The sequence below is a fragment of the Streptomyces sp. NPDC093546 genome (assembly GCF_044765045.1).
GTDB lineage: Bacteria > Actinomycetota > Actinomycetes > Streptomycetales > Streptomycetaceae > Streptomyces.
Window position 1 is genome coordinate 298,414 of record NZ_JBIWJG010000002.1, and the last position, 22,357, is coordinate 320,770.

Below are 22,357 nucleotides of genomic sequence, written 5' to 3' on the forward strand. Positions count from 1 at the left end.
GGTTCACGCCTGGCGGCGCACCTCCACCACCCGGAAGCGGTTCGCCACGAAGGCGCCGTCGCACAGCGCGGCGTTCGCCGCCGGGTTGCCGCCGGAGCCGTGGAAGTCGGAGAACGCCGCCGTCTGGTTGACGTACACCCCGCCCGTCAGGTTCAGCGACAGCTGGGCCGACTCCTCCAGGCAGACCTCCTCGACCGCGCGCTCGACGTCCGACGAGGTCGTGTACGCGCCGACCGTCATGGCGCCCTTCTCGCGCACCGTGCGCCGCAGCAGCTCCAGCGCGTCGGCGGTCGAGTCGACCGAGACCGCGAAGGCGACCGGGCCGAAGCACTCCGACATGTACGCCGCTTCCGCGTCCGGCTTGGAGCCGTCGAGCTTGACGATGACGGGCGTGCGGACGACGGCGTCCGGGAAGTCCGGGTTGGCGACCTCGCGGGAGGCCAGGGCCACCTCGCCGAGCCCGGCGGCCGCCTCCAGGCGGGCCTTCACGTCCGGGTTGACGATGGCGCCCAGCAGCGCGTTGGCCCGGGCGTCGTCACCGATCAGACCGTCGACCGCCGCCGCCAGGTCGGCCACGACCTCGTCGTACGTCTTCGGCCCGGCGTCCGTCGCGATGCCGTCGCGCGGGACGAGGAGGTTCTGCGGGGTGGTGCACATCTGGCCGCTGTACAGGGAGAGCGAGAAGGCCAGGTTGGACAGCATCCCCTTGTAGTCGTCGGTGGAGTCGACGACGACGGTGTTGACGCCCGCCTTCTCCGTGTACACCTGCGCCTGGCGTGCGTTGGCCTCCAGCCAGTCGCCGAAGGAGGTCGAGCCGGTGTAGTCGATGATCCGGATCTCGGGGCGGACGGCCAGCTCCTTGGCGATGCCCTCGCCGGGCCGCTCGGCGGCCAGCGCCACCAGGTTGGGGTCGAAGCCCGCCTCCGCCAGCACCTCGCGGGCGATCCGGACCGTCAGCGCCAGCGGCAGCACGGCGCGCGGGTGCGGCTTGACCAGGACGGGGTTGCCGGTGGCCAGGGAGGCGAACAGGCCCGGGTAGCCGTTCCACGTGGGGAAGGTGTTGCAGCCGATCAGCAGCGCGATGCCGCGCCCGACGGGCGTGAACGTCTTGCGCAGCTCCAGCGGGTCCCGCTTGCCCTGCGGCTTCGACCACTCCGCGTCCAGCGGCGTGCGCGTCTGCTCGGCGTACGCGTACGCCACCGCCTCCAGGCCGCGGTCCTGCGCGTGCGGCCCGCCCGCCTGGAACGCCATCATGAACGCCTGTCCGCTGGTGTGCATCACCGCGTGCGCGAACTCGTGCGTGCGGGCGCTGATGCGGGCCAGGACCTCCAGGCACACCAGGGCGCGGGTCTCGGCACCGGCGTCCCGCCAGGCCGCCGTGCCCGCGCGCATCGCCGGCAGCAGCACCTCGATGTCGGCGTGCGGATACTCCACGGCCAGCTCCGGCCCGTACGGAGAGACCTCGCCGCCCGTCCAGCCGTCCGTGCCCGGCTGGTCCAGCTCGAAGCGGGTGCCGAGCACCGCCTTGTGCGCCGCGAGGCCGTCGGCGGCGCTCAACGAGCCGCCTTCCCCGTACGCCTTCGGGTGCTCCGGGTGCGGCGACCAGTAGGCGCGGGTGCGGATCGCTTCCAGGGCCTGATCCAGCGTGGGCCGGTGCCTCTCGGACAGGTGGTCGGGGGTGAGCTGAGCGGCGGCCATGACGGACCAACTCCTCGTCGAGCTGGGCAGGGACAGGCGGACAGAGCTAGAGTAACCGAACGATCGGTCGGGACAAGGGGGCCTCCCGAACCTGTGGACAACTCATCGGGGAGGATCACTGTCATGACCGACACCATGGCCATCGAGCGCAGCCGCACCGTCGCTGTCGTCGGCACCGGCACCATGGGCCAGGGCATCGCCCAGGTCGCCCTGGTCGCCGGCCACCCCGTCCTCCTCCACGACACCGTGCCCGACCGCGCCCGGGAGGCCGCCGCGGCCATCGCCGACCGCCTCGACCGGCTCGTCGAGAAGGGCCGGATATCGACCGAGGACCGCGACGCCGCCGCCGGACGCCTGCGGGTGGCCGACGGTCTGGACGACCTCGCCGACGCCGCGCTCGTGATCGAGGCGATCGTCGAGCGGCTCGCGGTCAAGCAGGAGCTCTTCACCGCGCTGGAGAAGATCGTCTCCGACGACTGCCTCCTCGCCACCAACACCTCGTCCCTCTCCGTCACCGCCATCGCGGGGACGCTGCGCCTGCCGGGCCGCTTCGTCGGCATGCACTTCTTCAACCCCGCGCCCCTGCTCCCGCTGGTCGAGGTCGTCAGCGGCTTCGCCACCGACGACACCGCAGCCACGCGCGCGTACGCCACCGCCGAGGCGTGGGGCAAGACGCCGGTCCGCTGCGCCGACACCCCCGGCTTCATCGTCAACCGCATCGCCCGCCCCTTCTACGCGGAGGCGCTGCGCCTGTACGAGGAGCGGGCCGCGGACCCGGCCACCATCGACGCCGTCCTGCGCGAGAGCGGCGGCTTCCGCATGGGCCCCTTCGAGCTGACCGACCTGATCGGCCAGGACGTCAACGAAGCGGTCACCCGGTCCGTCTGGGAGGCCTTCTACCAGGACCCGAAGTTCACCCCGTCCCTCGCCCAGCGGCGCCTGGTCGAGTCGGGTCGCCTCGGCCGCAAGACGGGCCGGGGCTGGTACGCGTACGGCGAGGGCGCCGAGCGGCCCCAGCCCCGTACCGAGCCACCGGCGCCCGCACCCGCGCAGGTCACCGTGCACGGGAACCTCGGGCACGCGGAGCCGCTGGTCGGCCTGATGGAAGAGGCCGGGATCAAGGTCCGCCGTCGCAAGCACGGCTGCCACTTCGTCCTCCCCGGCGGCGGTCACCTGGGCCTCGCGGACGGCGAGACCGCCTTCGAGTACGTCGGCGACGAGATCATCTACTTCGACCTCGCCCACGACTACACGACCGCCACCCGCATCGCCCTCTCCACCGCGCGGGAGACCACGCCCGAGACCCTCCAGGAGGCCGTCGGCCTCTTCCAGGCGCTGGGCAAGCAGGTCACGGTGATCGCCGACACCCCCGGCATGATCGTCGCCCGCACGGTCGCGATGCTGGTCGATCTCGCCGTCGACGCGGTCGCGCGCGGCGTCGCCTCCGCGGAGGACGTCGACACGGCCATGCGGCTCGGCGTCAACTATCCGGCAGGCCCCTTCGAGTGGGCCGCCCTGCTCCGCTATGAGCACGTGACCGACCTGCTCGGCGCCCTGCACCAGCGCTACCCCGGCGGCCGCTACGCCCCCTGCCTCGACGTCGTGCGCCGGGCGCACGAGGAGCTGGCCGCGACGAAGGACCGGAAGAGCCGATGACCACCGCCAGGCGTGACACCTACACCCCCGAGACGCTGCTGTCCGTCGCCGTCCGCGTCTTCAACGAGCGCGGCTACGACGGCACCTCCATGGAGCACCTCTCCAAGGCGGCCGGCATCTCCAAGTCCTCGATCTACCACCACGTCACGGGCAAGGAGGAGCTGCTGCGGCGCGCGGTCAGCCGGGCCCTGGACGGGCTCTTCGCGGTCCTCGACGAGCCGGGGGCCGCGCGCGGACGGGCCATCGAGCGCGTCGAGTACGTGACCCGGCGCACCGTCGAGGTGCTGATGGACGAGCTGCCGTATGTGACGCTGCTGCTGCGCGTACGCGGCAACACCAAGACCGAGCGGTGGGCGCTGGAGCGGCGCCGCGAGTTCGACCACCGGGTCGCCGACCTGCTGAAGGCCGCCGCGGCCGACGGCGACCTCCGCGCCGACGTGGACATACGGCTCGCCACCCGGCTGCTCTTCGGAATGATCAACTCGCTGGTGGAGTGGTACCGGCCGCAGCCGGGCGGCGACGGCGACCGGCAGCAGTTCGCCGACACCGTCGTACGCCTCGCCTTCGACGGCCTGCGTACCGCTTAGGGGGTCCCGTCCGTCGGTCAGGTCCCGTCCGCCGGCAGCCGCCGGTTCAGGTCCGTCTCCTCGAAGACCAGCAGCGTCCGCGTCGACAGCACCTCCGGGATGGACTGGAGCCTGGTCAGGACCAGCTCGCGCAGGGTGCGGTTGTCCGGTGTGTGCACCAGCAGCAGGACGTCGAAATCGCCGCTGACCAGCGCGATGTGGGCGGCTCCGGGCAGCGCCTGGAGCTTCTCGCGGACCGTGCGCCAGGAGTTCTGCACGATCTTGAGCGTGATGTACGCGGACGCCCCCTGCCCGGCCCGTTCGTGGTCCACCCGGGCCGTGAAACCGCGGATCACCCCGTCGTCGATGAGCCGGTTGATCCGCGCGTAGGCGTTGGCACGCGACACATGGACCCGGTCGGCCACGGAGCGTATCGAGGCGCGGCCATCCGTTTGGAGGATCCGGAGGATGTCCCGGTCGATCGCGTCGAGCGGGCGCGGGGCGAGGTGCGGCGTGCCGCCGGCCGGCCGCAGCTCCCTGTCGTCGGGCCTCTCGTCGGGCCCGTCGGCGGCCATTTGTTCAGCTGCCATGTCCCCCCGCCTCTTCTCCATGGACGACCTGCCTCCATCCCAGGCTGTGGAGAACCGTTTGTCCACAGGCTGAAGGCGCCTGTAGCCAAAATGCATCCACGACCGAACAATCGGTAGGTGAGGCGCGTCACAGTCGCGTCCCCCTTCGGGTCTTATGCCCCGCTCCCACGAGGAGGTGCTGTCATGACGGTCCAAGAGCTGCCTGGTGCGGCCTCTTACCGGCCCGCCCCGCCCCCGGCGTGGCGGCCGCGCACCGACCCCGCACCGCTGCTCCCGGACCCCGAGCCCTACCGGGTGCTCGGCACGGACGCCGCGGCCGGCTTCGCGCCGGAGCTGCTGCGCAGGCTGTACGCCGAGCTGGTGCGCGGCCGCCGGTACAACGCCCAGGCGACGGCCCTCACCAAGCAGGGCAGGCTCGCGGTGTACCCGTCGACCACCGGCCAGGAGGCCTGCGAGGTCGCCGCCGCGCTCGTGCTGGAGGAGCGGGACTGGCTCTTCCCGTCGTACCGCGACACGCTCGCGGCGGTGGCGCGCGGTGTCGACCCCGTCGAGGCGCTGACCCTGCTGCGCGGCGACTGGCACACCGGGTACGACCCGCGCGAGCACCGCGTCGCGCCGCTGTGCACCCCGCTCGCCACCCAGCTGCCGCACGCCGTGGGCCTGGCGCACGCCGCCCGCCTCAAGGGCGACGACGTGGTGGCGCTCGCCATGGTCGGCGACGGCGGCACCAGCGAGGGCGACTTCCACGAGGCGCTGAACTTCGCGGCGGTCTGGCAGGCACCGGTCGTCTTCTTCGTGCAGAACAACGGCTTCGCCATCTCCGTCCCGCTGGCCAAGCAGACCGCGGCGCCGTCCCTGGCCCACAAGGCCGTCGGGTACGGCATGCCGGGCCGACTCGTCGACGGCAACGACGCGGCCGCCGTGCACCAGGTCCTCTCCGAGGCGGTGGCCCGCGCCCGCCGCGGCGGCGGCCCGACGCTCGTCGAGGCCGTGACGTACCGCATCGACGCCCACACCAACGCCGACGACGCCACCCGCTACCGCGGCGACGGCGAGGTCGAGGCGTGGCGCGCGCACGATCCGATCCGTCTTCTGGAGCGGGAGTTGACCGAGCGGGGCCTCCTCGACGAGGAGGGGATACGGCAGGCCGCCGAGGACGCCGAGGCCATGGCGGCGCGGCTGCGCGAGCGGATGAACGCCGACGCGGAGCTGGAGCCGATGGACCTCTTCGCGCACGTCTTCGCCGAGCAGACGGCACAACTGCGGGAGCAGGCGGCGCAGTTGCGTGCCGAGCTCGACGCCGAGGGAGAGGCGTGATGACGACGGCGGCGAAGACGGCGGCGAAGGTGGCGGCCAAGCCCGCCACCATGGCGCAGGCGCTCCAGCGCGCCATGCGCGACGCGATGGCCGAGGATCCGTCCGTCCACGTCATGGGCGAGGACGTCGGCACGCTCGGTGGCGTCTTCCGGGTGACGGACGGACTGGCCAAGGAGTTCGGCGAGGACCGCTGTACGGACACCCCCCTTGCCGAGGCGGGCATCCTGGGCACGGCCGTCGGCATGGCGATGTACGGGCTGCGGCCGGTGGTCGAGATGCAGTTCGACGCCTTCGCCTACCCGGCGTTCGAGCAGCTGATCAGCCATGTGGCGCGGATGCGCAACCGCACGCGGGGCGCGATGCCCCTCCCGATCGTGGTGCGCGTGCCGTACGGCGGCGGGATCGGCGGCGTCGAGCACCACAGCGACTCCTCCGAGGCGTACTACATGGCGACTCCGGGGCTCCATGTCGTCACGCCCGCGACGGTCGCCGACGCGTACGGGTTGCTGCGGGCGGCCATCGCCTCCGACGACCCAGTGGTCTTCCTGGAGCCGAAGCGGCTCTACTGGTCCAGGGCCGAGTGGTCGCCGGACGCGCCCGAGCCGGTGGAGCCGATCGGTCGCGCGGTCGTCCGGCGCACGGGGCGCAGCGCGACGCTCGTCACCTACGGGCCGTCCGTGCCGGTGTGCCTGGAGGCCGCCGATGCGGCGCGCGCGGAGGGCTGGGACCTGGAGGTCGTGGACCTGCGGTCGCTGGTGCCGTTCGACGACGAGACGGTCTGCGCGTCGGTACGGCGCACGGGGCGTGCGGTCGTCGTCCACGAGTCGACCGGCTTCGGCGGCCCGGGCGGGGAGATCGCCGCGCGCATCACGGAGCGGTGCTTCCACCACCTGGAGGCGCCCGTCCTGCGGGTGGCCGGCTTCGACATCCCGTACCCGCCGCCCATGCTGGAGCGGCACCACCTGCCCGGCGTGGACCGGGTGCTGGACGCGGTGGCGCGACTGCAGTGGGAGGCGGACAGCTGATGGCCCAGGTGCTGGAGTTCAAGCTGCCAGACCTCGGTGAGGGGCTCACCGAGGCGGAGATCGTGCGCTGGCTGGTGGAGGTCGGGGACGTCGTCGCCGTCGACCAGCCGGTCGTCGAGGTCGAGACGGCCAAGGCGATGGTGGAGGTGCCGTGCCCGTACGGCGGCGTGGTGACGGCGCGGTTCGGTGAGGAGGGGACGGAACTTCCCGTCGGGGCGCCGCTGTTGACGGTCGCGGTCGGCGCGGAGTCGGCCCAGACCGGGTCCTCCGGGTCCTCCGAGGCCCCCGCGGCTTCCGCCGAATCCTCCGGGAACGTCCTCGTCGGCTACGGGACGGGCGCACCGGCCGCGCGGAGGCGCCGCGTGCGGACGGCCTCCACCACGCCGTCCGCCGCCGTGCCTTCCGCCCCGGCGGCTCCCGCGCCCGCTGCCGCTCCGGCCCCGGCTCCGCCGGCTCCGGACGGCGGCCCGGTGCCGGTGATCTCGCCGCTCGTGCGGAAGCTGGCCCGGGAGCGCGGCCTCGACCTGCGCCAGGTGCGCGGGTCCGGCCCGGACGGGCTGATCCTGCGCGCGGACGTGGAGCGGGCGACCGCCGAGCGGACCCGCCCGACCCCGCCCGAGACGCCCCCCGCGACCGGTGAGCGGGTGCCGCTGCGCGGCGTGCGCGGAGCGGTCGCCGACAAGATGTCCCGCAGCCGGCGCGAGATCCCCGAGGCCACCTGCTGGGTCGACGCGGACGCGACGGAGCTCATGGCCGCGCGCGCCGCGATGAACGCCGCCGGGGGCCCGAAGATCTCCCTGCTGGCGCTGCTGGCCCGGATCTGTACGGCCGCGCTCGCCCGCTACCCGGAGCTGAACTCCACGGTGGACACCGAGGCGCGCGAGATCGTGCGCCTGCCCGAGGTGCACCTGGGCTTCGCCGCCCAGACCGACCGGGGCCTGGTCGTGCCCGTCGTACGGGACGCGCACCGCCGCACGGCCGAGTCGCTGTCGGCGGAGTTCGCCCGCCTGACGGACGCGGCGCGCGCCGGGACGCTGACCCCGGCGGACCTGACCGGCGGCACCTTCACGCTGAACAACTACGGGGTCTTCGGAGTGGACGGCTCGACGCCGATCATCAACCACCCGGAGGCGGCCATGCTCGGCGTGGGCCGGATCATCCCCAAGCCCTGGGTGCACCAGGGCGAGCTGGCCGTACGCCAGGTGGTCCAGCTGTCGCTGACCTTCGACCACCGCGTCTGCGACGGGGGCACGGCGGGCGGTTTCCTGCGGTACGTCGCCGACTGCGTGGAGGCGCCCGCGGTGCTGCTGCGCACCCTCTAGCACTCCGCCGCCGCGCTGGCAGGCCCTGGCCCCCGGATCGCCCCGCCGACCCGGGGGCCGGGGCCTGCGCGGCCCGGTTAATACTGAGGGCGTGACCCGATGTGACGTTGTCGTGCTTGCCGGGGGATCGGCCAAGCGGCTCGGTGGGGTGGACAAGCCCGGGGTGAGCGTGGGCGGACGCGCCCTCCTGGACCGCGTGTTGGCGGCCTGCCGCCAGGCCCCGCGGGTCGTGGTCGTCGGCGGTCGGCGGCCCACCGTACGGCCCGTGGTGTGGGCGCGGGAGGAGCCGCCCAGGGGCGGGCCCGTCGCCGCGCTCGCGGCCGGGCTGCGGCAGGTGGAGACCGACACCGTGCTCGTCCTGAGCGGGGACCTGCCGTTCCTGGAGGAGGGCAGCGTGCGGAAGTTGACCGAGGCGCTGCGGGCCGGGACCGCCGAGGGCGTGCTGTCCGTGGATGCCGAGGGCCGCGACCAACCGCTCGTCGCGGCGTACCGCACCGAACCGCTGCGACGCGAAGTCGCGCTGCTGGCAACGGAATACGGCAGCTTGTCCGGTTTGCCGCTGCGGCTGCTCACCCAGGAGCTGGACCTCGTACGGATCCCCCTCGGACCGCTCGCCTCCTTCGACTGCGACACCTGGGAGGACATCTCCACGGCCCGTGCCCGGATCAGGGAGCATGGGAACGTGCTGGACGAATGGATCACCGCAGTCAAGGCCGAACTCGGCATCGAGCTGGACGTCGACACCGGCGTCCTCCTCGACCTGGCCCGCGACGCCGCGCACGGCGTCGCCCGGCCCGCCGCGCCGCTCACCACCTTCCTGGTCGGCTACGCCGCGGCCAAGGCCGGCGATGGCGGCCCCGAAGCCGTCGCCGAGGCGGCGCGCAAGGCCGCCGCGCTCGCCGACCGCTGGGCGAAGGAAGCCGGCGAGGAATGACCGGTCAGGGAGCGCAGGAGCGGCACCGGGCCACGCCCTGGGGCGATGCCCGGGCCGTCGCCGCCCGCGAGGGGCGGGCCGGACCGACGCGGTCCCGCCGCGCGGCGCCGGAACACGCGCTCGGGCGGGTGCTCGCCGAGCCGCTCGTCGCGCTCACCGACCTGCCGTCGTTCGACACCTCCGCCATGGACGGCTGGGCCGTCGCCGGACCCGGCCCGTGGGCGGTGGCCGGGAGCGGCTCCGTGCTGGCGGGTCACGCCACGGCCGCCGAGCTGCCCGACGGCTCGGCGGTACGGATCGCCACCGGCGCCCGCGTCCCGCCGGGTGCCACCGCCGTGGTCCGCGCCGAGCACTCCCGTACGGAGGCCGACGGCGCCCGGCTGCACGCCGAGCGCGAGGTCCTGCCCGGCCAGGACATCCGCCCCCGGGGCCAGGAGTGCCGTTCCGGCGATGAACTGCTGCCCGCGGGCAGCCCCGTGACGCCTGCCGTGCTGGGCCTCGCCGCGGCCGCCGGATACGACGAGCTGCCGGTCGTGGAGCAGCCCCGCGTGGAGGTCCTCGTGCTGGGCGACGAGCTGCTCACCGCCGGGCTCCCGCACGACGGCCTCATCCGGGACGCCCTCGGGCCCATGCTCGGCCCCTGGCTGGCCGCCCTCGGCGCGGACGTGGTCGCCACCCGGCGCATCGGCGACGACGCCGAGGCGCTGTACGCGGCGGTCACCGGCTCCCCGGCCGATGTGGTGGTCACGACCGGGGGCACGGCCGCCGGGCCCGTCGACCACGTCCACCCGGTGCTGCGCAAGGCCGGCGCCGAGCTGCTGGTCGACGGCGTGAAGGTGCGGCCCGGGCATCCGATGCTGCTCGCCCGACTCGGCACCGGCACGCACCTGGTGGGGCTGCCCGGCAACCCACTGGCCGCCGTGTCCGGGCTGCTCACCCTCGCCGAGCCGTTGCTGCGCGGCCTGGCCGGCCGGCCCGCCCCGGAGCCGTACCGGCTGCCCGTACGCGACGAGGTGCACGGCCATCCGTACGACACACGGCTCGTGCCGGTGGTGCGCCGGGCCGGGCAGGCCGTGCCGCTGCACTACAACGGCCCCGCCATGCTGCGCGGCATAGCGGCAGCCGACGGGCTCGTGGTCGTCCCTCCGGGCGGCGCCGCGCCCGGTGACGTCCTGGAGATCCTGGGCCTGCCGTGGCCATCGACCACCGAAGGGTGTTTCACGTGAAACTTCCCGGCCAAGACGCGATGGCCAGACGGGCGGAGGAGCAGCTGATCACCTCGCGGATCAGACTGCCCCGCCAGGTCATGGAGCGTCCGCTGCGGCAGGTGGCCAAGCGGCTGCTGATGGCCCTGTGCGTCCTCGCGCTGACCGTCTTCATCGTCGTCGTGGACCGACACGGCTACCACGACAACGCCGACGGCGAGGTCGGCGTCCTCGACGCCATCTACTACGCCACCGTGACGCTGTCCACGACCGGATACGGCGACATCGTCCCGCACAGCGACAGCGCGCGGCTCGTCAACGTGCTGCTGGTGACGCCCCTGCGCGTGCTGTTCCTGATCATTCTCGTCGGCACCACTCTCGAGGTCCTCACCGAGCGCACCCGGGAGGAGTGGCGGCTGAACCGCTGGAGGTCCACGTTGCGCGACCACACCGTCGTCGTCGGATTCGGTACCAAGGGCCGCTCGGCGGTCCAGACGCTCTGCGCGACCGGCCTGAAGAAGGAGCGGATCGTCGTCGTCGATCCGAGCGACAAGGTGATCGAGACGGCCAACAGCGACGGGCTCGTCGGGGTCGTCGGTGACGCCACCCGCAGCGACGTCCTGCTGAGAGCCGAGGTGCAGCGGGCGCGCCAGATCGTGGTGGCGACGCAGCGCGACGACACGGCGGTGCTGGTCACCCTGACCGCGCGCCAGCTCAACCGCGGCGCCAAGATCGTCGCGACCGTCCGCGAGGAGGAGAACGCGCCGCTGCTGCGGCAGTCGGGTGCGGACGCCGTGATCACCAGCGCCAGCGCGGCGGGACGGCTCCTCGGCCTGTCGGTGCTGAGCCCGAGCGCGGGCACGGTGATGGAGGACCTGATCCAGTCGGGCAGCGGCCTCGACCTGGTCGAGCGGCCGGTGATAAAGGCCGAGGTCGGCAAGAGCGTGCGGGAGACCGACGACCTGGTGGTGAGCGTCCTGCGTGGGCACCGGCTGCTGGGGTACGACGACCCGGAGGCGAGCCCGCTCCAGCTGACGGACCGGGTGATCACGATCGTACGGGCCAAGCCGGTCACACCGCTGAGCACGCCGCCGGAGTAGCAGGGGACCAGGAGCAGGAGACCAGGAAGAGCAGCAGGAGTAGCGTCGCCGCCATGCATGCGATCACGATTCCGGAACCAGGTGGACCAGAGGCGCTCGTCTGGGCCGAGGTGCCCGATCCCGTGCCGGGCGAGGGCGAGATCCTCATCGAGGTGGCCGCCAGCGCCGTCAACCGCGCCGACCTGCTCCAGCGGCAGGGCTTCTACGACCCGCCGCCCGGGGCCTCCCCGTACCCGGGGCTCGAATGCTCCGGGCGCGTGGCGGCGCTCGGCCCCGGCGTCGCCGGGTGGAGCGTCGGTGACGAGGTGTGCGCCCTGCTGGGCGGGGGCGGCTACGCGGAGAAGGTCGTCGCGCCGGTGGGGCAGGTGCTGCCCGCGCCCAAGGGCGTCGACCTGGTGACGGCGGCGGCGCTGCCCGAGGTGACCGCGACGGTGTGGTCCAACGTGTTCATGGTGGCGCACCTGCGGCCGGGCGAGACGCTCCTCGTGCACGGCGGCGCCAGCGGCATCGGCACGATGGCGATCCAGCTCGCGAAGGCGGTGGGCGCGCGGGTCGCGGTCACGGCCGGCGGCCCCGAGAAGCTGGCGGCCTGCGCCGAGCTGGGCGCGGACATCCTGATCGACTACCGCGAGCAGGACTTCGTCGAGGAGATCAAGAAGGCCACGGACGGGGCGGGCGCGGACGTCATCCTCGACATCATGGGCGCCAAGTACCTGGACCGGAACATCAAGGCGCTCGCCGTGAACGGCCGCCTCGCGGTCATCGGGCTCCAGGGCGGCGTGAAGGGCGAGCTGAACCTGGGCGCGCTGCTGGCGAAGCGCGCGGCGGTGACCGCGACCTCGCTGCGGATGCGGCCGCTGGAGGAGAAGGCGGCGATCGTGGCGGCGGTGCGGGAGCACGTCTGGCCGCTGATCGCGGCGGGCACGGTCCGGCCGGTGGTGGACCGGGACTTCCCCATGCCGGAAGCACCGGAGGCGCACCGCACGCTGGAGTCGAGCACCCACATCGGCAAGGTCCTGCTGGTCACCCCTGACCGCACCTGACCGCCCCCCACTAGACGCACGGACGAGGCCCGGCCCCCCGAAGGGGACCGGGCCTCGAAACGCCTACGGACACGTCCTACAGGTACGGGCCCGAGCGGATGGCGCCGTGCGCGCGGTCGTCATCGTCGTGGTGCGCGGCGGCGGGCAGCGCCCGGCGCATCTGCTCCAGCTGGGCGCGGGCCGCCATCTGCTGGGCGAACAGCGCCGTCTGGATGCCATGGAACAGGCCTTCCAACCAGCCCACCAACTGGGCCTGCGCGATGCGCAGTTCCGCCTCCGACGGGACGGCCTCGTCCGTGAAGGGCAGGGACAGGCGCTCCAGCTCCTCGACCAGCTCCGGCGCCAGGCCGTCCTCCAGCTCCTTGACGGAGCTGGCGTGGATCTCCTTGAGGCGGACCCGGCTGGCCTCGTCCAGAGGAGCGGCGCGGACCTCTTCCAGCAGCTGCTTGATCATGCTGCCGATGCGCATGACCTTCGCGGGCTGCTCGACCATCTCGGTCACCGGGATCTCGCGCGGCTCGTCGTCGCCGTCACCGCCGCCGAGCGCCATCCCGTCCTGCCCCACTACGAGGATGTGGGGGTTGCTCTCCTGCGACCGTTCATTCCTCGGCATCTCCATGGCGCCCATTCTCTCGTACACGTGCGTCATCACACGGTCTGCCCCTGGAGGAGAGTGATCCACCCTCCTCCAGGGGCACACGTACGGCCTACGTGGCGGCGCGGCGGGCCAGCGCCCCCCGGGAGCGGGTCACCAGGGCCGCGAGCAGCGCCGCGCCCAGCGGGACGGCGACCAGCAGGGCGGCCAGCGTCTCCCACGGGATGATGATCGGCACGTGCGGTGCCGGGCCCATCGAGGCGCCCTGGTCCAGCGCCTCCTGATACCACTTCATCTCCTGGCGCCGCTCGGTGAGCCGGAGCCCGATCGCGGGCAGCACGCCCGCCGCCGAGCCCAGTACCACGCCCATCACGGCGACCACCCCGCACTGGAAGCCGCTGAGCGTCCGGCGCACCCGCGGCGGCGCGCCGACCGCGGCCAGCGTCTTGAGGTCGGCCTCCGCGTCGGCCTGGGCGAGGCCGGTCGCGATACCGGCCGCGCCGATGGTGATGAGGCCCGCGAAGATGGTCAGCGACAGCAGCACGATGCTGTCGTCGCTGACGAAGCCCTCCTCCACGTAGAGGTCGACGCCGACGCCCGTCTTGGCGAGTTCGTCGTCCAGCTTCTGGCGCTGCTCGCCGGTCGGCATGGTGCCGGTCGTGTAGTACGCGCCCAGCGGCTGCGTGGCCAGCCCGGCCGCCTTGGCCGTGGCCGGCGACATGATGCCCGCCACGCCGTACCCGTCGGTGCCCTCGGGCACCTGGTACGCCGGGAAGGACTTCACCTGGCCCGGCCGCTCCTTGCCGGCCAGGGCGGCCTCGTCGGCCGCCTGCTGGTCGGTGATCAGCCGGATGGAGAGGGCGCCGTTCTTGTCGACCATCGGCCGCGAGAAGGACACGATCTTCCCCTCGGCCAGGGCCTTCGCGGCCCCCGGGTCCTTGATCCCCAGCACCGTCAGCAGCTTGGCGTCGGCGACCACCAGCCCGGACTCGCTGTACGCCATGCCCTCCGTGCTCTGGCAGCGCCAGTCGCGCCCGAGCTTGCGGCGCTCCTCCTTGCTGAGCTTCTCCGCGGGGTCGGAGCCGTCCGGCGTGGAGACCCACAGCGGGCACTCGTTGGCCTTGGGGATGACGACCTCATGGGTGCCGCAGCCCTCGCCACTGCCGTACAGCTCGCAGCCGGCCCGGCCGACCACGATCCGGTCGACATCGGCCCGTACGTCGACGGGCAGGTTCTTCTGGACCGCGTCGCGCACCGTCGGCACGTCCCGGCCGGCGCCCTCCATCACCATCACGGAGACCGCGCCGTGCGGCAGTCGCGCCTCGTAGCGCGCCCGGTTCCCCGCGTCCTGGCTCACCGCGTACGTCGCCACGGCGACCGTGCCCGCGACCGCGGCGAGCACCGCGGCGACCGCCGGAGCCGTACGGCCCCGGTTGCGGACGGCGTCCCGCAGCGCCAGCCGCGGCGACAGCGGCAGCCAGCGGCCCATGCGCCCGAAGAGGCCCACCAGGGCGGGGGTCATCGCCACCGCGCCGAGCTCGGCGAGGGCGCTGCCGCCCGCGACGAGGGCGAACTGGTCGGAGAACACCGACCCGTACAGCGCGATCGCGGCGCCCAGTGCCACCGCGCCCAGCCCGATCAGGGGCAGCACCCGGCTGCTGCGGCGTACCCCGCGGCGGCCGGTGAGGGAGGCCAGCACCGTCTGGCGCGACGCCGTGACCGCCGGGACGATCGCGGCGAGGAGCCCGGTCAGCACCGCCAGCAGCCCGATGCCCAGCAGCTCCAGCGGGCGGACGTCGAAGCTGCCGAACCGCCGGCCGATGGTCTCCTCCAGCACCGGCTGGAGCGCGAAGGTCAGAGCGATGCCGAGCACCGTGCCGACCACGGCCGCCGCGGCGCCGATCACCAGGCCGCCCGCGAGGACGATGGCCCGGATGTGGTGGCGGTCGCCGCCGTTGGCACCGACCAGACCCAGCTGGCGGCGCGAGCGGCGGGCGCCGACGGCGAACGCGGGACCGGCCAGCAGGCAGATCTCCAGCATCGCCAGGCCCACGACCGTGCCGGCGGCGGCCAGGGCCGCGGCGTCGGCGGCTCCGCTCTGCTCGTACGGGGCCCAGCCCTCCTTGGCGTACAGCGGCACGTCGGACCGGGCGGGCGGGTCGAGGAGGACGGCGCGCGAGGTCACCGTCACGCCCTTGGCGTTGGCCTCCTTGACCATGTTCCACGTGAAACCACCGGGCACCCGGAGCAGATGCGTGGTGCTCTTGCTCGTGCCGGACAGCCCCTCCGCCTTGAGCGCCTTGTCCAGCGGGTCCAGCAGCGAGCCCGGAACGGCGATGACCTCGTCGCCCTTGAGCGCGTCCGGGACCTCGTACGAGCCGACGATGCGGTACTCGCGGTCCAGGCCGCGCGCGGTGAGCGCCGAGCCGACGCGCAGGCCGCTGGCCTCCAGGAAGTGGCTGGTCGCGGCCACCTCGCCGGCCTTCTTCGGGAACCGGCCGTCCAGCAGGGTGACCATGCCCTCGGCCAACGGGTCGTCGGCCTTGAACTCGCGGATCTGGGCGTGCAGCAGGCCGTACGCGGTGCGCAGCTTCCCGTAGCCGACCGAGTCCGGCAGGACCGTGGCGTTCGCCGGGAACGCCTTGGTGACGTCCGTCGTGCCTTCGGGGAACGGCTTGTCGTCGAAGTCCGCGACGGGCGAGGACTGGTCGCCCTGCGGGTTCTGGTACAGCGGCACTCCGCCGTATCCCGGGTCCGATATGAGCGCGTCCGCGGCCCCCAGCGTGCGCGCCAGCTTCTCCTCGGTGGACAGCTCCTGGGAGCGCAGGGTCAGGTCGGCGGCGCTGACACCCAGGATGGGCAGGGCGATCATCGCCAGGACGAGGAAGCTGCGCCCCTTGAAGCGCCAGGCGTCACGGCGGGCGATGCGCACCGCCGCGCGCCACGAGTGGAACCAGTTGTTCACTGTTCGGCCGCCTGGCCTGTGAGCAGGGAGTCGGCGTCGCTGCGGAGGGTCTGGTCGACGACCGCGCCGTCGCGCAGGAACACCACGCGGTCCGCCCAGGCGGCGAAGCGCGGCTCGTGGGTGACGAGGACACCGGCCGCGCCCGCGTCGCAGCGGGCCCGCAGCAGGGCCAGCACCGATTCGCCGGTCTCGGAGTCCAGGGCGCCGGTCGGCTCGTCGGCGAGGACCAGCCGCCGGTCGCCGACGAGCGCGCGGGCGATGGCCACGCGCTGCTGCTGGCCGCCGGACATCTCGTCGGGGAACCGGTCGGCGAGGTGGCCGAGGCCCATCTCCTCCAGGGCGGCGATGGCCTCGCCGCGCGCCTTGCGGGCGGAGGTGCCGTCGAGCTCCCGCGGCAGGGCGACGTTCTCGGCGGCGGTGAGCGCCGGGATGAGGTTGTAGTCCTGGAAGACGTACCCGATGCTGCGGCGGCGCAGGGCGGCGAGCGTCTTGCGGTCGGCGTTGGTGATGTCGGTGTTCTCGACGACGACCCGCCCGGAGGACGGGGTGTCGAGGCCGCCCGCGATGGTCAGCAGCGTGGACTTGCCGGAGCCGGACGGGCCCATGACGGCGACGAGTTCACCGGGGAAGACGTCGAGGTCGATGCCGCGCAGCGCGTGCACCTCGGTGGCGCCGGAGCCGTGGACCCGGGTGAGCCGCTGGAGTTGCAGCACCGGCTGCTCGGACTGACGTGGTGACATGGAGGGGTCCCCCCTTGGGCGTACGCGCGCGTGCGGGCGTACACAGCGGATGTTCGTACGAAAGTGAGTGCGAGAGCGCGAGAGTGAGAGAGCGCCGGAGTGGTCAGCGGTGGCGCTCAGCCGGTGCGGGTCGAGCCGCGGTCCTCGCCGCGGAGGCCGCGCCCGCCGCGGCGGAACCGCTCCCGGGAGCAGTGCCGCCCGCGACCGCGTGCGACAGCCGGATGAGCCGGGCCTCGCAGTGGTCCAGCCAGCGCGCCTCGGCCTCCGTCTGGAAGATCAGCTGCTCCAGCACGAGCAGCCAGGCCACGTCGTCGCGTTCCCGCGACGCCCCGCTCTCCAGGGCGCTGATCGCCTGGTGCTTGAGCCGGGTGTAGTCCTGCATCGCCCTGACGGTGTGGCGGCGCTGCGCCTGGATGACGGCCCGGATGTCGACGCCGGGGGCGCCGACCGCCATGGCCAGCTTGATGGCCAGCTCGTCGCGCGCCGGGCTGGTGCGGTCGACGGGCTTCTCGAACCAGGTCCTGAGCTCGTCGCGGCCCGCCTCGGTGATCGCGTAGAGCGCGTGCCCGGCCTCGTCCTCGCCGCCCTGCTCCACCATGCCGTCGCGCTCCAGGCGGCTCAGCGTGGTGTACACCTGGCCGACGTTGAGCGGCCAGGTGGACCCGGTGCGCGACTCGAACTCCGTACGGAGCTGGGAGCCGTAGCGCGGACCGTGTTCGAGGAGGGCGAGCAGCCCGTGGCGGATGGACATACTCAGTATGTATACCGAGTATGTCGGGCCCGGCAACCGTCCTCCGACGGACCCGCGGGGTCCCTCCCGAGGGGGACCCGGGCGGACACAGGAGGACCGAGGGCGCCCGCAGGGGCTCAGCGGCGGCGCATCCGCAGTCCCAGGAAGCCGAGCCCCAGGCCCATCATGGCGAGGCCCACACCCAGGGTGAGCACGGGAAGCTGCCGGTCAGCGGCGGTCTCGGCGGCGGTTTCGGCGGCCCGCGCGGCGGGCTCGTACGCGGCGGCGGGCGGCGTACGGGACGGCTCGCCGGGCACCGCGGCGTCCGTCTCCGGTACCTCGCCCTCCGGCTCCTCCTCGCCGGAGGCGTCCGGCGCTGTTGCCGTTTTGGTACGTGACGGGTCGCCCGAGCCGGATCCGGCGGGCGTCTTCGCGGCGGACTCCTGAGCCGACGGGTCCATCGACGGCGACGGCGGCAGAGGCCGTCCGGGCCGCTCCCGCCCCGCCCCGGCGGGCCGCCCGGCGAGCGACGGCGACGGCGACGGCGACGGCCGGTCCGGCACGAGCGCCGGGTTCAGCGCGGGGTTCAACCCTGGATTCGGCGCCCCGTCCGCGCCTCCCGAGAGCCCCGCGGACGTATCGGCCGAAGGGACGCCCACCGCGCCCACCGCGCCCGAACCGCTCGGAGCCGGGGCGACCGGGGCCGGGACCGGCGTGGCGGGCCGCGCCGCCGCGCTTCCGGCGGGCTTCAGCGGCCGGACGGCGGGCCTGCCCGCGCCCGGCGGCGTACCCGGGGCCGTGCTCTCGTCCGCGTACGCGGAGCCGACCGGCGCGAGCGCCCACACGAGCAGGATGAGGAACGCGCACCGCGACCGTGGGCCGAGTTTCGGAGTCACCGCGTGACCCCCTCCCGTGGCGAGCCACTTCGTACAGTGGGCTCAGCGTCACACGGGGCGGGGGCACCGGCATCCCGGGCGGCCCCACGGCCACCCGCAGGAGTTACCACCCGCGGGAGTCACCGGCGAAAGTCACCGGCCGCCGGCCGGCACCGGGGTCATGCCCGGGTCACCGGGCCGCGTCACTGACCGGGATCACCCGTCGCGACCCTCAGCTCGAAGGTCTGGTTGCCCGGCACCACGGCGGTCCCCTCCGTCGGGAACTGCGAGATCACCTGGTCCTCCGCGAACTGCGGGTCGTCCACTTCCTCGACCTTGTACTTCCAGCCCGCCGCCTGGAGGCACGACTTGACCGACAGCACGTCCTTGTAGGTGAAGCTCGGCGCCTGCACCTTCTGCGGGTCGTCGCTGTCCTCGCGCGCGTCCGTGCACTTCTCCGGGTCGATGGTGCGGTTGCGCTCCGGCGGCTTGTGCTCCGCCTGGGCCGACTCTCCGCTGGTCGCGCCGCCGCGGCCCGCCTCCGTGCCGGGCTCGTCCTCGCCGCCGGACAGCTTGACCGCCGTCACGACACCGCCGATGACGACGAGCACGGCGACGAGGCCGCCCACGATGAGGCCGGTGCTGCCGCGCTTGCCGCCGCCACCGCCGGACGCCGGGGCGGCCTGCGGCGTGATCGTGTACGGCGGCGGCGTCTGGTGGTACGGCGCCGGGGCCGGGGTGTGCGCCTGTTGCGGGTAGCCGTAGCTCGGCGGCGCGGGGGTCGGCGCGCCGTACGGGCCGGGCGCCGGGGTCGGGGCGGGGCCGGGCTGGTACGGGGTGTGGACGCCGTGCGGGCCGGGCGCCGGGGTCGTGTGGTCGACCGGCGGGAAGACCGCCGAACCCACGCCCGCGCCGCTGTTCACCGGCCCGCCACCGGCCACGATCACCGGCGCGCCGGTCTGCCCGGCCGACAGCAGCCGCAGGCACTCGTCGCGCATCGCGGCCGCGCTGGGGAAGCGCTCGTTCGGGTTCTTCTTCAGCGCCCGCGCCACCAATGCGTCCATCGCCGGCGTGACCGCCCGGTTGATGGAGGAGGGCGCGACCGGCTCCTCCTGTACGTGGGCGTACGCGATGGCCAGCGGCGAGTCCGCGTCGAAGGGGATGCGGCCGGTCAGCAGCTGGAAGAGCATGATGCCGACCGAGTACAGGTCGGAGCGGGCGTCGACGCCGCGCCCGAGGGCCTGCTCCGGCGACAGGTACTGCGGCGTGCCGACCACCATGCCGGTCTGCGTCATCGAGGTGACGCCCGACTGCATGGCGCGCGCGATGCCGAAGTCCATCACCTTGACCACGCCGCGCTTGGTCATCATCACGTTGCCGGGCTTGATGTCCCGGTGGACCAGGCCCATCTCGTGGCTGGTCTCCAGGGCGGCGAGCACGTCGGCCGTGACCTTGAGCGCCTTGTCGGCCGGCATCGCGCCGTACTGCTGGATGTCCGCCTGCAGGACGGAGCCGAGCGGCTGCCCCTCGACGTACTCCATGACGATGTACGGCATGAGCGAGCCGTCGAGCTCGTCCTCGCCCGTGTCGAACACCGAGACGATGTTGGTGTGCTGGAGCTTGGCGACGGCCTGCGCCTCGCGGCGGAAGCGCTCGCGGAAGGACTGCTCGCGCCCCAGCTCCGTGTGGAGCGTCTTGATGGCGACCTGGCGGTCGAGGGCCGTGTCGTACGCCAGGTACACGGACGCCATGCCGCCTTCGCCGAGCAGGTCGCGAAGCTGGTACCGGCCGCTCGCGACCGAGCCGCCCGCATAGCGGCCCCGTGCGCCGTCCTGGCTCATTTCTTGCTCCCCCGTGCGCGCGCGTGGCCGCGGTGATCCGGTTTTACGGGCCCAGTCTGCCCGAGGGCCGGGACACGTCAAGCCAGGTGCCCGTTCCGTGACCGTACGCACAAGAAGCGTCTCGGAAGCGTTACACGCCCACGACGCAATTTGCACAGGTGTACGTGGAACCGATTGGATGGCCGGTCCATCCGGAACCGGCCCGGCGCGCGGAGGCTGTAGCGTGACGGGGCGTAGTACCCCTTTGGAACACGGCGGCACACCGCAGGCACACCCAGCACGCGGGCACAGAAACGACGGCGAGGACTGATGGCACCCGGATCCGAAGCAGGCGGCGGCGGAGGAGTGTCGGATGGCGGCGGAGTCTCGGACGGCGAAGCGCGCGACTCCCGGGACGTGAGCGACTCGCCGGACCAGCGTGACCAGCGGGACCAGCCCGGTCAGCGCGACCAGCACCAGAACCAGGACCAGAGCGACGAAGCGTCGCGCGGCGCCCGCGAGATGCGCGACGACGCCTCCGACTGGGGCGTCGGCGGCCTCGTCGGCGACGGCCGCTACCGCCTGACCCACCGCCTCGGCCGCGGCGGCATGGCGGAGGTGTTCGCCGCCGAGGACGTACGCCTCGGACGCACGGTCGCCGTCAAGCTGCTGCGCGCGGACCTCGCCGAGGACCCCGTCTCCAAGGCCCGCTTCACCCGCGAGGCGCAGTCCGTCGCCGGGCTCAACCACCACGCGATCGTGGCGGTGTACGACTCCGGCGAGGACATCGTGGGCGGCCAGTCCGTCCCCTACATCGTGATGGAGCTGGTCGAGGGCCGCACCATCCGCGACCTGCTGCACAACGCCGAGGCGCCGCCGCCCGAGCAAGCGCTGATCATCGTCTCCGGTGTGCTGGAGGCGCTCGCGTACTCGCACCAGCACGGCATCGTGCACCGCGACATCAAGCCCGCGAACGTGATCATCACTCACAGCGGCGCGGTCAAGGTGATGGACTTCGGTATCGCCCGCGCCCTGCACGGGGCGTCCACCACCATGACGCAGACCGGCATGGTCATGGGCACCCCCCAGTACCTCTCGCCCGAGCAGGCGCTCGGCAAGGCGGTCGACCACCGTTCCGACCTGTACGCCACGGGCTGCCTGCTGTACGAGCTGCTCGCGCTGCGGCCGCCGTTCACCGGTGAGACACCGTTGTCCGTGGTCTACCAGCACGTCCAGGACATCCCGGTGCCGCCGTCGGAGGTCTCCGACGTCGCGCCTCCGGAGCTGGACGGGCTGGCGATGCGCGCGCTCGCCAAGGACCCGGACGACCGGTTCCAGAGCGCCGAGGAGATGCGCGGGCTGGTGCAGTACGGGCTCCAGATGCTGCAGCAGCAGGGCAGCCACTCGGGGACCTGGAACACCGGCCCCGTCGACACGCACGACGGCGCCCGCACCCCGGCCGGCGGCGTCGCCGCGACCTCGGTCATGGGCCGCCCCGTCCACGGCGAGACCTCGCAGGGCCCGATACTGCCGCCGATGAACCCCGACGACGGGGCGTACGCGTACGGGTACGACGGCGGCCACGGCGGCAAGGGCGGCTCCGGGCGCGGGAAGCTGTGGCTGTTCGTCGCCCTGGCGCTGATCGCGATGGTCGCGGGGGCGGTGTACGCGCTCGACAAGCCCAACACCCCCAAGGGCGGCCAGGACACGAAGACGCCGAAGACGACCGCGCCCTCCACGCCCGGCAAGGACGACAGCCCGTCGCCGAGCGACGACCCGTCGGAGGAGTCCCAGGAGCCCGACAGCTCCTCGGGCGGCGGCGGCAACTGGAACGACAACCCGCCGTCGTACCGTCCGCCGTCGGACCCGAAGACGGACGAGCCGTCACCGTCCGGCGGCATCCCCTCCTCCCCCGGCACGACCGACGGCGGCACGGACCAGGGGACGACGGACGGCGGCACCGACCAGGGGACGACCGACGGCGGCACCGACCAGGGGACGACGGACGGCGGCACGGACCAGGGGACGACCGACGGCGGCACCGATCAGGGCGCGACCAATGCCGGTGCCGACCAGGGCGCGACCAACGCCGGTGCCGACCAGGGCGCGACCAATGCCGGTGCCGACCAGGGCGCGACCACCGGGACGACGCAGAGCGGCGGCACGCAGTAGCCGG

18 protein-coding genes are annotated in these 22,357 nt (G+C 73.5%); 10 read left to right on the plus strand and 8 right to left on the minus strand.

Translation table 11 applies throughout. The features are described from left to right. Window positions 1–3: 3 nt before the first annotated feature. Window positions 4–1,698 (minus strand): phenylacetic acid degradation protein PaaN, encoded by a 1,695-nt coding sequence (paaN, locus tag ACIRNI_RS04475; protein ID WP_403548210.1) that lies wholly within the window; start codon window positions 1,696–1,698, stop codon window positions 4–6. 123 nt (window positions 1,699–1,821) lie between these two features. Between paaN and ACIRNI_RS04480 the strand changes: the two genes are divergently transcribed. Then, complete coding sequence (locus ACIRNI_RS04480; RefSeq protein WP_403548212.1) at window positions 1,822–3,354, plus strand: 3-hydroxyacyl-CoA dehydrogenase; 1,533 nt, start codon at window positions 1,822–1,824, stop codon at window positions 3,352–3,354. After that, entirely contained in the window at window positions 3,351–3,941 is a 591-nt protein-coding gene (locus tag ACIRNI_RS04485) for a TetR/AcrR family transcriptional regulator (RefSeq protein WP_403548214.1), read from the plus strand. Before ACIRNI_RS04480 ends, ACIRNI_RS04485 begins: the two co-directional genes overlap by 4 nt. Window positions 3,942–3,958: 17 nt before the next feature. Here ACIRNI_RS04485 and ACIRNI_RS04490 read toward each other — a convergent pair whose 3' ends face one another. After that, on the minus strand, window positions 3,959–4,510 hold the full coding sequence (locus ACIRNI_RS04490; RefSeq protein ID WP_403548216.1) for an Lrp/AsnC family transcriptional regulator: 552 nt from the start codon (window positions 4,508–4,510) through the stop codon (window positions 3,959–3,961). 183 nt (window positions 4,511–4,693) lie between these two features. On the opposite strand from ACIRNI_RS04490, the gene pdhA reads away from it, so the two are divergent. From pdhA to ACIRNI_RS04525, 7 genes are all read left to right on the plus strand, one after another. Then, window positions 4,694–5,827 (plus strand): pyruvate dehydrogenase (acetyl-transferring) E1 component subunit alpha, encoded by a 1,134-nt coding sequence (gene pdhA, locus ACIRNI_RS04495; RefSeq protein ID WP_403548218.1) that lies wholly within the window; start codon window positions 4,694–4,696, stop codon window positions 5,825–5,827. Further along, window positions 5,827–6,852 (plus strand): alpha-ketoacid dehydrogenase subunit beta, encoded by a 1,026-nt coding sequence (locus tag ACIRNI_RS04500; RefSeq protein WP_403548220.1) that lies wholly within the window; start codon window positions 5,827–5,829, stop codon window positions 6,850–6,852. Before pdhA ends, ACIRNI_RS04500 begins: the two co-directional genes overlap by 1 nt. Further along, window positions 6,852–8,174 carry a dihydrolipoamide acetyltransferase family protein gene (locus ACIRNI_RS04505; protein WP_403548223.1) on the plus strand — a complete coding sequence of 441 codons (1,323 nt, stop codon included), beginning with the start codon at window positions 6,852–6,854 and terminating at the stop codon, window positions 8,172–8,174. The genes ACIRNI_RS04500 and ACIRNI_RS04505 overlap by 1 nt, the downstream gene beginning before the upstream one ends. 91 nt (window positions 8,175–8,265) lie before the next feature. Continuing rightward, a complete protein-coding gene (locus tag ACIRNI_RS04510; protein WP_403548224.1) occupies window positions 8,266–9,108 on the plus strand; it encodes an NTP transferase domain-containing protein in 843 nt (280 codons plus the stop codon). After that, complete coding sequence (locus ACIRNI_RS04515; protein WP_403548226.1) at window positions 9,105–10,334, plus strand: molybdopterin molybdotransferase MoeA; 1,230 nt, start codon at window positions 9,105–9,107, stop codon at window positions 10,332–10,334. Before ACIRNI_RS04510 ends, ACIRNI_RS04515 begins: the two co-directional genes overlap by 4 nt. A gap of 20 nt (window positions 10,335–10,354) precedes the next feature. Beyond that, window positions 10,355–11,413, plus strand: a complete 1,059-nt coding sequence (locus tag ACIRNI_RS04520) for a potassium channel family protein (RefSeq protein ID WP_403548228.1) — start codon at window positions 10,355–10,357, stop codon at window positions 11,411–11,413. 53 nt (window positions 11,414–11,466) lie between these two features. Continuing rightward, complete coding sequence (locus tag ACIRNI_RS04525) at window positions 11,467–12,456, plus strand: NAD(P)H-quinone oxidoreductase (protein ID WP_403548230.1); 990 nt, start codon at window positions 11,467–11,469, stop codon at window positions 12,454–12,456. A gap of 76 nt (window positions 12,457–12,532) precedes the next feature. On the opposite strand, the gene ACIRNI_RS04530 is transcribed toward ACIRNI_RS04525, so the two are convergent. From ACIRNI_RS04530 to ACIRNI_RS04555, 6 genes are all read right to left on the minus strand, one after another. After that, entirely contained in the window at window positions 12,533–13,075 is a 543-nt protein-coding gene (locus tag ACIRNI_RS04530; RefSeq protein WP_403548232.1) for a bacterial proteasome activator family protein, read from the minus strand. A gap of 88 nt (window positions 13,076–13,163) precedes the next feature. Continuing rightward, window positions 13,164–16,016 (minus strand): FtsX-like permease family protein, encoded by a 2,853-nt coding sequence (locus tag ACIRNI_RS04535; RefSeq protein WP_403548234.1) that lies wholly within the window; start codon window positions 16,014–16,016, stop codon window positions 13,164–13,166. Then, complete coding sequence (locus tag ACIRNI_RS04540; RefSeq protein WP_355351960.1) at window positions 16,013–16,756, minus strand: ABC transporter ATP-binding protein; 744 nt, start codon at window positions 16,754–16,756, stop codon at window positions 16,013–16,015. Before ACIRNI_RS04540 ends, ACIRNI_RS04535 begins: the two co-directional genes overlap by 4 nt. A 103-nt stretch (window positions 16,757–16,859) precedes the next feature. Further along, complete coding sequence (locus ACIRNI_RS04545; RefSeq protein ID WP_403548236.1) at window positions 16,860–17,507, minus strand: PadR family transcriptional regulator; 648 nt, start codon at window positions 17,505–17,507, stop codon at window positions 16,860–16,862. Window positions 17,508–17,623: 116 nt separating this feature from the next. Then, window positions 17,624–18,382 (minus strand): hypothetical protein, encoded by a 759-nt coding sequence (locus ACIRNI_RS04550; protein ID WP_403548238.1) that lies wholly within the window; start codon window positions 18,380–18,382, stop codon window positions 17,624–17,626. Window positions 18,383–18,564: 182 nt separating this feature from the next. Beyond that, complete coding sequence (locus tag ACIRNI_RS04555) at window positions 18,565–20,202, minus strand: protein kinase (RefSeq protein WP_403548240.1); 1,638 nt, start codon at window positions 20,200–20,202, stop codon at window positions 18,565–18,567. A 501-nt stretch (window positions 20,203–20,703) separates the two neighbouring features. Between ACIRNI_RS04555 and ACIRNI_RS04560 the strand changes: the two genes are divergently transcribed. Then, window positions 20,704–22,353, plus strand: a complete 1,650-nt coding sequence (locus ACIRNI_RS04560; protein ID WP_403548815.1) for a protein kinase — start codon at window positions 20,704–20,706, stop codon at window positions 22,351–22,353. Window positions 22,354–22,357 lie beyond the last annotated feature (4 nt).

Bases quoted from the DNA above. Each gene is read 5' to 3' on its own strand.
- ACIRNI_RS04500 (WP_403548220.1), top strand. From the start codon at position 5,827: ATGACGACGGCGGCGAAGACGGCGGCGAAGGTGGCGGCCAAGCCCGCC.
- ACIRNI_RS04480 (WP_403548212.1), top strand. From the start codon at position 1,822: ATGACCGACACCATGGCCATCGAGCGCAGCCGCACCGTCGCTGTCGTC.
- ACIRNI_RS04525 (WP_403548230.1), top strand. From the start codon at position 11,467: ATGCATGCGATCACGATTCCGGAACCAGGTGGACCAGAGGCGCTCGTC.
- ACIRNI_RS04560 (WP_403548815.1), top strand. From the start codon at position 20,704: ATGCGCGACGACGCCTCCGACTGGGGCGTCGGCGGCCTCGTCGGCGAC.
- ACIRNI_RS04515 (WP_403548226.1), top strand. From the start codon at position 9,105: ATGACCGGTCAGGGAGCGCAGGAGCGGCACCGGGCCACGCCCTGGGGC.
- ACIRNI_RS04545 (WP_403548236.1), bottom strand. From the start codon at position 17,507: ATGTCCATCCGCCACGGGCTGCTCGCCCTCCTCGAACACGGTCCGCGC.
- ACIRNI_RS04520 (WP_403548228.1), top strand. From the start codon at position 10,355: ATGGCCAGACGGGCGGAGGAGCAGCTGATCACCTCGCGGATCAGACTG.
- ACIRNI_RS04555 (WP_403548240.1), bottom strand. From the start codon at position 20,202: ATGAGCCAGGACGGCGCACGGGGCCGCTATGCGGGCGGCTCGGTCGCG.
- ACIRNI_RS04485 (WP_403548214.1), top strand. From the start codon at position 3,351: ATGACCACCGCCAGGCGTGACACCTACACCCCCGAGACGCTGCTGTCC.
- pdhA (WP_403548218.1), top strand. From the start codon at position 4,694: ATGACGGTCCAAGAGCTGCCTGGTGCGGCCTCTTACCGGCCCGCCCCG.
- ACIRNI_RS04490 (WP_403548216.1), bottom strand. From the start codon at position 4,510: ATGGCAGCTGAACAAATGGCCGCCGACGGGCCCGACGAGAGGCCCGAC.
- ACIRNI_RS04540 (WP_355351960.1), bottom strand. From the start codon at position 16,756: ATGTCACCACGTCAGTCCGAGCAGCCGGTGCTGCAACTCCAGCGGCTC.
- ACIRNI_RS04530 (WP_403548232.1), bottom strand. From the start codon at position 13,075: ATGGAGATGCCGAGGAATGAACGGTCGCAGGAGAGCAACCCCCACATC.
- paaN (WP_403548210.1), bottom strand. From the start codon at position 1,698: ATGGCCGCCGCTCAGCTCACCCCCGACCACCTGTCCGAGAGGCACCGG.
- ACIRNI_RS04505 (WP_403548223.1), top strand. From the start codon at position 6,852: ATGGCCCAGGTGCTGGAGTTCAAGCTGCCAGACCTCGGTGAGGGGCTC.